Origin of the sequence: Amycolatopsis circi (genome assembly GCF_003385235.1) — a bacterium.
Taxonomy (GTDB): domain Bacteria; phylum Actinomycetota; class Actinomycetes; order Mycobacteriales; family Pseudonocardiaceae; genus Amycolatopsis; species Amycolatopsis circi.
The window spans coordinates 178,652-187,314 of record NZ_PQIA01000019.1 but is presented as its reverse complement, the minus strand read 5'-3'; the positions used below and the strand labels follow the sequence as shown (position 1 = coordinate 187,314).

At 69.7% G+C, this 8,663-nt stretch carries 9 protein-coding genes; 6 read left to right on the top strand and 3 right to left on the bottom strand.

The features are described 5' to 3' along the window. Positions 1 to 36: 36 nt before the first annotated feature. Positions 37 to 1,296 (bottom strand): MFS transporter, encoded by a 1,260-nt coding sequence (locus D0D37_RS11010; protein WP_116200396.1) that lies wholly within the window; start codon positions 1,294 to 1,296, stop codon positions 37 to 39. Beyond that, positions 1,293 to 1,838 carry an ArsR/SmtB family transcription factor gene (locus D0D37_RS11005; protein ID WP_116200395.1) on the bottom strand — a complete coding sequence of 182 codons (546 nt, stop codon included), beginning with the start codon at positions 1,836 to 1,838 and terminating at the stop codon, positions 1,293 to 1,295. Before D0D37_RS11005 ends, D0D37_RS11010 begins: the two co-directional genes overlap by 4 nt. 60 nt (positions 1,839 to 1,898) lie before the next feature. Here D0D37_RS11005 and D0D37_RS11000 point away from each other — a divergent pair, with 60 nt between their 5' ends. The 4 genes from D0D37_RS11000 to D0D37_RS46505 all read left to right on the top strand — a co-directional run bounded on the left by D0D37_RS11000 (position 1,899) and on the right by D0D37_RS46505 (position 4,568). Further along, positions 1,899 to 2,189 (top strand): GlsB/YeaQ/YmgE family stress response membrane protein, encoded by a 291-nt coding sequence (locus D0D37_RS11000; protein ID WP_116200394.1) that lies wholly within the window; start codon positions 1,899 to 1,901, stop codon positions 2,187 to 2,189. Between the two features lie 442 nt (positions 2,190 to 2,631). Beyond that, a complete protein-coding gene (locus D0D37_RS10985; RefSeq protein ID WP_116200392.1) occupies positions 2,632 to 3,345 on the top strand; it encodes a phosphatidylserine decarboxylase in 714 nt (237 codons plus the stop codon). A gap of 2 nt (positions 3,346 to 3,347) precedes the next feature. Then, on the top strand, positions 3,348 to 4,316 hold the full coding sequence (pssA, locus tag D0D37_RS10980) for a CDP-diacylglycerol--serine O-phosphatidyltransferase (RefSeq protein ID WP_116200391.1): 969 nt from the start codon (positions 3,348 to 3,350) through the stop codon (positions 4,314 to 4,316). 105 nt (positions 4,317 to 4,421) lie between these two features. Next, the gene (locus D0D37_RS46505; protein ID WP_162834153.1) at positions 4,422 to 4,568 is read left to right on the top strand and encodes a hypothetical protein; all 147 of its coding nucleotides are present in this window, start codon (positions 4,422 to 4,424) and stop codon (positions 4,566 to 4,568) included. 1 nt (position 4,569) lies between these two features. Here D0D37_RS46505 and D0D37_RS10975 read toward each other — a convergent pair whose 3' ends face one another. Continuing rightward, entirely contained in the window at positions 4,570 to 5,196 is a 627-nt protein-coding gene (locus D0D37_RS10975) for a winged helix-turn-helix transcriptional regulator (RefSeq protein WP_116200390.1), read from the bottom strand. A 59-nt stretch (positions 5,197 to 5,255) separates the two neighbouring features. On the opposite strand from D0D37_RS10975, the gene D0D37_RS10970 reads away from it, so the two are divergent. Beyond that, positions 5,256 to 6,122 carry an alpha/beta fold hydrolase gene (locus D0D37_RS10970; protein ID WP_116200389.1) on the top strand — a complete coding sequence of 289 codons (867 nt, stop codon included), beginning with the start codon at positions 5,256 to 5,258 and terminating at the stop codon, positions 6,120 to 6,122. A 51-nt stretch (positions 6,123 to 6,173) separates the two neighbouring features. Further along, the gene (locus D0D37_RS10965) at positions 6,174 to 8,462 is read left to right on the top strand and encodes an AAA family ATPase (RefSeq protein WP_116200388.1); all 2,289 of its coding nucleotides are present in this window, start codon (positions 6,174 to 6,176) and stop codon (positions 8,460 to 8,462) included. The last annotated feature ends 201 nt before the right edge of the window (positions 8,463 to 8,663 follow it).

The following is an 8,663-nucleotide window of genomic DNA, read 5'->3' as shown; positions in this document are numbered from 1 at the left end:
GCCCCCGCCCTACCCGGGGGACGGCCCTTGTCCAGTCTATCCGCCCCCACCGACACTCCCACCCACTTCGGCCGGGTTGTCCACAGCAAGCGCGACTTGGGGAAAGTCCCGTTCCCGCCGCAACGGTCCCAGCAGCAGCACCCCCAGCGAAGCCAGCTGAATGCCCACCATCGCAAACATCGCCACCCGCACCCCCGCCGCTTGCCCGAGCGCTCCGCCCAGCAAAGCGCCCAGCGGGATGGTGCCGTAGTTGACCATCGAAGAACTCGCGCTGATCCGGGCATAGAGGTGGCGCGGGCAATATCGCTGCCGAAACGTCGCGCCCAGCACGTTCGACCCCACCACACCCGCCGCGATTCCGGCGCCGGCAAGGACAAACAGCGTCAGACCCCATCCCGGTCGAGCAAGCGGGCCGAGCAGCATCGCTGGCACTACCAGCGCCTCGCACCACAGGAAACCCCGCGCGGTGCCGGTCCTCCGGGCGACCCGGCTCACCAGGGTCGCGCCGAGCACTCCGCCGACTTCGCCAAGCGCGAGCACAATCCCGACGACACCCGGGCCCCGCCCCAACCCGTCTACCAGGAAAACCACCGACACCGCGTAAAAGCCGTTCAGGGCCAGGTTCGCGATCCCGCCGGACAGCACCAACACCCGCAAGTACGAATCACCGGCCACGATCCGCATGCCCTCGGCGATTTCGGCGCGCAAGCGCGTTCGCGGGCGCGGAGGTGGTTCGTCCGCGCGCAGGAAACCCAGGCACAGTGCGGAAAATCCGAAGCTCAACGCATCCACGAGCACGCCGCTGACCGGCCCGAACGCCGAAGCCAGCAGTCCGGCCAGACCAGGGCCGCCCACTTGAGCCGCGGATTCCGCGCCCTGGAGCCGGACGTTGGCTCCCAACAAATCCGAATCGTCCACAACGGACGGGAGGAAAGCCCGATAAGCGAGAGAAAAGAAGACCTTGGCGAAGCCGCCAACCAAGGCAACGGCCAAAAGCACGCCGACAGAAAGCCGTCCAGAAGCCCAAGAAATAGGCACGGCAAGGAAGGCCGCCATCTGGATCACGTCACAGACCAGCATCACCCGGCGTTTGGGCCACCGGTCAACCCAAGCCCCGGCAGGCAAACCCACCGCGAGCCAAGGAAGCCACGCCGCCGCGGTCAGCGAAGCGACTTCGAACGTCGAGGCGTGCAGCACCAGCAACGCCACCAACGGAACCGATGCACTGGCCACCGCGCTGCCGACCGTGCTGACCGTCTGCCCAGTCCACAAGAGACGGAACGCGGCACTCCTCACGGATCAGCTCTGAAACCACGCCCGAACACGAACACCGGCTCCCGATCCGTCGAAGGATCCGAAGCCGCCTTAGCCCCGAATTCCTCGAACAGCGCAGCCATCCGATCGTTCAGATCCCTCAACTCCGACGGCGTCAACCGCATCCACGCATCGGAAGAGAACCACGCGTCGCGCCATTCCGCAGGAGCCGTCTCCATTTCCGAAAGCCAGCCCCGGGACAACGTCGTCTGCCGATCGAGGCTCACCGTCTCCGCGACCTCCGCCACCGGATCCCCGGCAAAGTCCGAAGTGGACCAGGACAACGTGACAGAAGGACGCCGCCACCACCTCTCCCGCCGATCCCGGGCCAGTTCCGGCGCTTCGACCACCAGCCCGGCCCCGGAAAGCACCTTCAGGTGGTGGCTCACATTGCCCACCGCCTGCCCGGTTTTCTCCGCGAGCACCGACGCGGTGGCCGGGCCGTCGAGTTTCAGCATGTCCAGCAGGCGGCGGCGCAGCGGATGCGACATCGCGGCCAGCACCTGGGAATCGCGGACCTCCATGATGCACAAGAGTAGTTGTACAACAACTCTTGTGCAATAGCCCGCAGGTATCCTCGCGGCATGGGCATCATCCTGTGGATCGTCTTCGGCGCGCTGGTCGGCTGGATCGCGAACCTCGTGGTCGGCGGCCGGGAACGGCAGCGGCAGGGCTGTCTCGTCAGCGTGCTGGTCGGCGTGGTCGGGGCGGCGCTCGGCGGCTTCGTCTACCGGCTCGCGACCGGTGAGCAGCAACACTTCGAGTTCGATTTCCCGAGCTTCGGCGTCGCCATCCTGGGCGCGATCGTGCTGCTGCTCGTGTTGCGGCTGGTCAGCGCCGCGACCGCGAGCCGCCGCGATCGTGACCGTTGGTAACGGTTTCCCGACGATCCGTCAGAACACCCCCGTCGCGGGCTAAACTGATCCGTTCCGCGCCCGGGTGCGTGCTTCGTCGGGGGACGCACGCACCCGGGCCGCGTCCCGCACGAGCCGAGCAGCGTGAACAGGGTCGACGAGCTGGGGCACGGGCACCGAGAGGACATCCCGGCGCCAGTCGCGCAACAGCCGCGCGAGCAGATCGGGTACCGCCATCGTCTCCCTCGCCAGGTCGGCTCGGGCACCGGTCCCGAGCGGCGTCAACTACCCGGTGTTATCGGATTGTTCGACGCGTCGTTACCGGTTTGTGGTCGCGCCCACCCGCGCCGGGGCAACCCTTACGACCAGGGGCCGCCGGGTCCGCCGCAGGCGGGCGGTAGCGTGGAGGAAGCCCAAATCGGACCCTTACACCGACCGAGACGAACAGCGGGGAACTCGACCCATGAGCGGCCAGCCCACCGGTAACCCCCTCGCGCACGCTGTCCAGCTGGCCCGCGAGACGTTCCCGCCGATGCACCCGGCAGGACGGCCGTTCCTCCTCGGCGGCCTGGCCGCGACGTTCGTGCTGCGCCGCTTCTCCAAGCGCCTCGGCGTGGTCGGCGCGCTCGCCACCGCGGGCATGACGGCGTTCTTCCGCGAGCCGAAGCGCGTGCCCCCGCTGCGGGACAACGTCGCGATTTCGGCCGCCGACGGCACCGTCTCGCTCATCGAGGAAGCGGTCCCGCCCGCCGAACTCGGCCTGCCCGCCGAACCGCGGATGCGGGTGAGCGTGTTCCTGTCGGTCTACGACGTGCACGTCCAGCGCACGCCGGCGGCGGGCGTGATCTCCAAGGCGGCGTACAAGCCGGGCAAATTCCTTTCCGCGGACCTCGACAAGGCGAGCGAGGTCAACGAGCGCAATTCGCTGGTGCTGCACACGGTCGACGGCCACGAGCTCGTCGTCGTGCAGATCGCCGGTCTGGTCGCGCGCCGCATCCGGTGCGACGTCCGCGAGGGCGACAAGGTGTCCGCGGGCGAGACCTACGGCATCATCCGCTTCGGCTCGCGCGTCGACACTTACCTGCCGCCGGGCAGCCGGGTCGTGGTGGCCAAGGGCCAGCGCACCGTCGGCGGCGAAACCGTGCTCGCCGAACTTCCTGCGCTGGGAGAAAGCTGACCATGGTCCGCGTGACCACCCCTGGCGTCCGGCTGCTGCCGAACGCGATCACCGTGCTCGCGCTCTGCGCCGGTCTCTCCTCGGTGCAGTTCGCCCTCACCGGCAACTACGCGATGTCGATCGGCTCGATCGGCATCGCCGCCGTTCTCGACAGCCTCGACGGCCGCATCGCCCGCCTGCTCGACGCGACGTCCAAAATGGGCGCCGAACTCGACTCGCTGTCGGACGGCATCTCGTTCGGCGTCGCGCCCGCCCTGGTGCTCTACATCTGGCAGGCGCACGGCGACCGCATCGGCTGGGTCGCGTCGCTGATCTTCGCGGTCTGCATGATCCTGCGGCTCGCCCGCTTCAACACCCTGCTCGACGACACCGACCAGCCGCCGTACGCCGCCGAGTTCTTCGTCGGCGTGCCCGCGCCGGCCGGCGGCCTGGTCGCGATGCTGCCGCTGATCGCCACGCTGCAGTGGGGCGAGGGCTGGTGGTCCGAGCAGTACGTGGTGTTCGTGTGGACCATCGCGGTCGCCGCGCTGCTGATCAGCCGCATCCCGACGCTGTCGCTCAAGACCGTGAAGGCCCCGGCGAAGGCGATCGCCCCGCTGCTGGTGGGCGTCGGCCTGCTGGCCGCCGCGATCATCGTGTTCCCGCTGGCGGCGCTGGTGGTCGCGCTGGTGCTGTACCTGCTGCACATCCCGTATTCGGTCTACCGGCACCGCTGGCTCGCCGCGCACCCGGAGGCCTGGGAAGTGCCGCCGCGGGAACGTCGCGCGATTCGCCGCGCACGCAGCCACCGACGGCTGCGGCTGCGTCCGGCTTCGGGCCGAGTCGCCGGTGCCGCGATGCGCGCGGTGCGGCGGACGAACTCGGACCTGGTGCGAAGCCGGAACCTGCGAGAGCGGGACCACAGCTCGGCCACGTCCGGCCCCACCCAGCGGCGGCGCAGCTGGCGTCGGATCGGCATTCGGCGCCGGTAGTTTCAGCGTCCAGCAGGGTGCCGAGCATGCTGTCGATCACCTTCAACGTCCCCGCCGACGGTGGATTGGCCTCCTCCGCGACCGGGCAGATCGCCCTTGTTCCGCATGTTGTCGCAGAGCGACATCGCCTCCACGCCCAGCTCCGCGGAGATCGGCCTGCTCGCGGTGGCCTATTCGACCCAGCAAGAGTTCTCCCCCGTCGCACGGCCAGTGGCCGACGTCCTTTCCTTCGACGGCTGGGCGAAGCAGTAGCTCAGACGGCGAACACAGCGCGGACCACGGACTCGTCACCGTCGATCTCGATCATCCCGAGCGCTCGGGCGTCGTCGAGCGCGAGAGCGCCCGCGGCAAGGCCGAGGACGCAGGCCGGGTCAGCGCGGACGGTGGCGTCGAGTTCACGGCCGTCCAGCGGGCCGACCTCGAAGCCGGAGCGCGTCGCGTGGAGCTGGAAGGGCGGGCCGCCGACATCGAGGGCGACCGTCGCTGCGGCTCGGATCTTGACCCGGGCGTCGAGCAGGGCGGGAAGGGCGACCGCGAGCCACTCGGGACGGAACGAGTCGCCTTCCGGGCCGCGGACCATCAGCGGGGTGGACCAGCGGATCAGGCTCTCGATCGGCTCGCGCAGCTCAGCGCCCCACGGCGTGAGGGCGTACTCGACCGCGCTGCCCTTGCCTGCCAGCCGCCGTTCGAGTACGCCCGCGGTCTCCAGGTCGCGGAGCCGGTCGGCGAGCAGGTTGGTCGCGATGCCCGGGAGTCCGTCGATCAGGTCCCGGTAGCGCGCGGGGCCGAGCAGGAGCTGGCGGACGATGAGCAAATTCCACCGGTCGCCGACGATTTCGAGGGACCGGGCGAGCCCGCAGTACTGGCCGTAGCTGCGCATAACGTCCCTCTGCTTGACAATCTCAAGTACGCTTGACTACCTCAAGTATAGGGGGCGCCATGGCTGAAAGCGCACGGCCCGACTGGGTCGACGACGAGTTGTTCCCGTTCAAGAGCCGCTTCGTCGACATCGACGGGCACACCGTGCATTACGTCGACGAGGGATCCGGCCCGATTCTGCTGCTCCTGCACGGCAATCCGACCTGGTCGTTCCTCTGGCGCGACGCGATCCGCGCACTGCGCGAAGACTTCCGGTGCGTCGCCCTCGACTACCCGGGCTTCGGGCTGTCGACCGCCAAGCCCGGGTATCGCTACCTGCCCGAGGAACACGCCGACGTGGTCACCGGGTTCGTCGACGCGCTCGGCCTCAGCGGGGTCACGCTGGTCGGACAAGATTGGGGCGGGCCGATCGGCTTGGCCGCCGCACAACGTCGGCCGGGAGTCTTCGAACGGCTGGTGCTCGTCAACGCCTGGGCCTGGCCGGTCAACGGCGATCCGTACTTCGAGGCGTTCGGGCGCATCGCCGGTGGACCTCCGATGCGCTTCCTGGCGCGGCGGCTCAACCTCGTCGTCAAGGCGTTCCTCCCGATGGGCCACCGGAAGCGGAAGGTGACCGCGGCCGAGATGGTCCACTACCGCCGTGCGATGGACACGCCCGAGCGACGCCAGGCCTCCGGAGTGCTCCCCGGCCGGCTCCTCGCCAGCCGGGCCTTCTTCGCCGAGGTCGAGGCCGGCCTTCCCGACCTGCCGACACTGATCGTGTGGGGCAACGCTCAAATCGGTTTCCGGCCCCGGGAACGCGAGCGGCTGGAAGCGTCCTTCCGGAACCATCAGACGGTAAGTCTTGACGGCGTAGGGCTTTACGTGGAGTCCGACGCGCCCGAGGAGTTCGTCGCCGCGATCCGCGACTGGTCAGCGACGCTCTAAGGAGCCTTTCGTTCGCGCACAACCGCCCGCCGGTTCATTAGGGTGAGCAGCGTGAGCGATCCGCAGATCACCCTGACCGTCCGGCACACGCCGTCCGCGCTTGACGCGCGGCGGGGCGTTGTCCGGTTGCACCCGGAAGTGCTCGACGCGCTCGGCCTGCGGGCCTGGGACGCCGTGCACCTCACCGGCGCACGGCGCAGTGCCGCCTTGGCCGCGCCCGCCGCTGAGGAAGCGATGCCGGGTGTCGTGTTGACTGACGACGTCACCATGTCGAACCTTGGCGTCGCCGAGGGCGGCGAGGTCGTGGTCTCGCCGGCAGAGGTCACCGCTGCCCGCACGGTCACCGTGTCCGGGTCTCGGCTGGCGTCCGTTTCGGTGTCGCCGCAGACGTTGCGGCTCGCGCTCACCGGCAAGGTTCTCACCCGTGGCGACGCGGTTTCCCTGTTGCCGCAAGACCTCGCGCCCGCGCCGGGCTCCGACGTCGCCGCTGTGCGCGGGCAGTTGTCCCGCGTGATCGGGGCGACTTGGACCAACGAGCTGCTGACCGTCACGGCTACCGAACCGGCTGGCGTGGTCGTCGTTGGACCGTCCACTGTGGTCAGCTGGCGCGACGGTGCCCGTACCGGAGCGCCGACCGGCGAACAGCCGATGCGCACCGCGACTGCGCTCGTTCGCACCACTGCTGTCACCGCGGCCGAGGACTACCTCGACGCGGAGATCGTCGAAGAGGTCGTCACCGAGGCTCGCGAGGAAGAGCTGGATGAGCCGGTGCCGGTCGCTGACCTGGTCGGGGCCGAGGGGGCGGCGCGCAAGCTGGCTGAATGGTTCGACCTGGCGTTCCACCGGCCGGAATTGCTGGCGAAGCTGGGCACGTCGGCGCATCTGGGTGTGCTGCTGTCCGGGCCGGAAGGCGTCGGCAAGGCGACGCTGGTGCGGTCGGTCGCCGCGGCGGAGAAGGTGCGGGTGGTGTCGGTGACCGCGCCGAATATCGCGGTGCTGGAACCGAATGCGGCACACCGTTCGCTGCGCGAGGCCATCGACCGAGTCGCGGACGGCGACGGTCCAGGCGTGCTGTTGATCAACGACATCGACGCGCTGCTCCCGGCCACGCAACCGCCTCCGGTGGCGACTGTGGTGCTCGAAGAACTGCGCGCCGCGCTGCGTCAAGCCGGACTGGCGGTCGTGGCGACGACCGCGCGAGCCGAGTCAGTGGACCCGCGGCTGCGTGGTGCCGACCTGCTCGACCGCGAGCTGGGACTGCCGCTGCCGGAAGCGAAAACGCGCGTCGAACTGCTGCGGATCCTGCTCCGCGACGTCCCGGTCGAATCCGGGGCCGACCTGGGCGTGCTCGCCGAACGGACTCCCGGTTTCGTCGCCGCCGATCTGCTCGCCCTGCGCCGCGACGCGGCGTTGCGGGCCGCGTTGCGCCAGCGGGACGTCGAGGAACCCAAGATCTCGCAGCAGGATTTGCTTGACGCGCTGGCCACCGTCCGGCCGATCTCGCTGTCCACTTCGGACAATCTGGCCACCGGCGGCCTGACGCTGGACGACGTCGGCAACATGACGTCGGTCAAGGAAGCGCTCACCGAAACCGTGCTGTGGCCGCTGCGCTACCCGGATTCGTTCGCCCGGCTCGGCATCGACCCGCCGCGCGGCGTGCTGCTGTACGGGCCGCCCGGTGGCGGCAAGACGTTCCTGGTCCGGGCGCTCGCCGGAGCCGGCGCGCTCAACGTGTTCGCGATCAAGGGCGCGGAACTGCTGGACAAATGGGTCGGCGAATCGGAACGCGCCGTCCGCGACCTCTTCCGCCGGGCCGCCGACGCCGCCCCCTCGCTGATCTTCCTCGACGAGATCGACGCGCTCGCCCCGCGCCGCGGCCAGTCGTCCGACTCCGGCGTGGCCGACCGCGTGGTCGCCGCGCTGCTCACCGAACTGGACGGCGTGGAGCCGATGCGCGAGGTCGTCGTGCTGGGCGCGACGAACCGGCCCGAACTGGTCGACCCGGCTTTGCTGCGTCCCGGACGCTTGGAGCGGCGAATCTACGTCCCGCCGCCGGACGCCGAATCCCGCGCCGCGATCCTCGCCGCGACGGCCAAGCACACCCCACTGGCGTCCGATGTGGACCTCGCGGCCACCGCGGAGGCGCTGGAGGGCTACTCGGCCGCCGACTGCGCCGCGCTGATCCGGGAGGCGGCGCTGACCGCGATGCGCGAGTCGCTGGAGGCACGCGAGGTGACCGCGGCGCATCTGGACAAGGCTCGCGAGGCAGTGCGGCCTTCGCTGGACGCGGCGCAGCTGGCGACGCTGGAGGCTTACGCGCAGGCGCAGCAGGAGCGCTGAGCTGCTCGTGAGTGTTGATCACGGTTCTAACCGTGATCAACACTCACGAGGTCTCCCGCCGCCCGCCGCGCCGAACCGAAGGGGCGCGGCGCGCTCTGCGGAGGTCCGTGAGGGCCACCCTGAGGGACTCTGATTCCCTCAGGGTTCCCCTCACGGACCTCCGCAGGAGCGAAGCCACGCGACTCGCCGCTCCGAACGCGG

What these genes read in the sequence shown, in the direction of transcription:
- D0D37_RS11005 (WP_116200395.1), bottom strand. Translation starts at nt 1,838, where the DNA reads ATGGAGGTCCGCGATTCCCAGGTGCTGGCCGCGATGTCGCATCCGCTG.
- D0D37_RS11000 (WP_116200394.1), top strand. Translation starts at nt 1,899, where the DNA reads ATGGGCATCATCCTGTGGATCGTCTTCGGCGCGCTGGTCGGCTGGATC.
- D0D37_RS10985 (WP_116200392.1), top strand. Translation starts at nt 2,632, where the DNA reads ATGAGCGGCCAGCCCACCGGTAACCCCCTCGCGCACGCTGTCCAGCTG.
- pssA (WP_116200391.1), top strand. Translation starts at nt 3,348, where the DNA reads ATGGTCCGCGTGACCACCCCTGGCGTCCGGCTGCTGCCGAACGCGATC.
- D0D37_RS46505 (WP_162834153.1), top strand. Translation starts at nt 4,422, where the DNA reads ATGTTGTCGCAGAGCGACATCGCCTCCACGCCCAGCTCCGCGGAGATC.
- D0D37_RS10975 (WP_116200390.1), bottom strand. Translation starts at nt 5,196, where the DNA reads ATGCGCAGCTACGGCCAGTACTGCGGGCTCGCCCGGTCCCTCGAAATC.
- D0D37_RS10970 (WP_116200389.1), top strand. Translation starts at nt 5,256, where the DNA reads ATGGCTGAAAGCGCACGGCCCGACTGGGTCGACGACGAGTTGTTCCCG.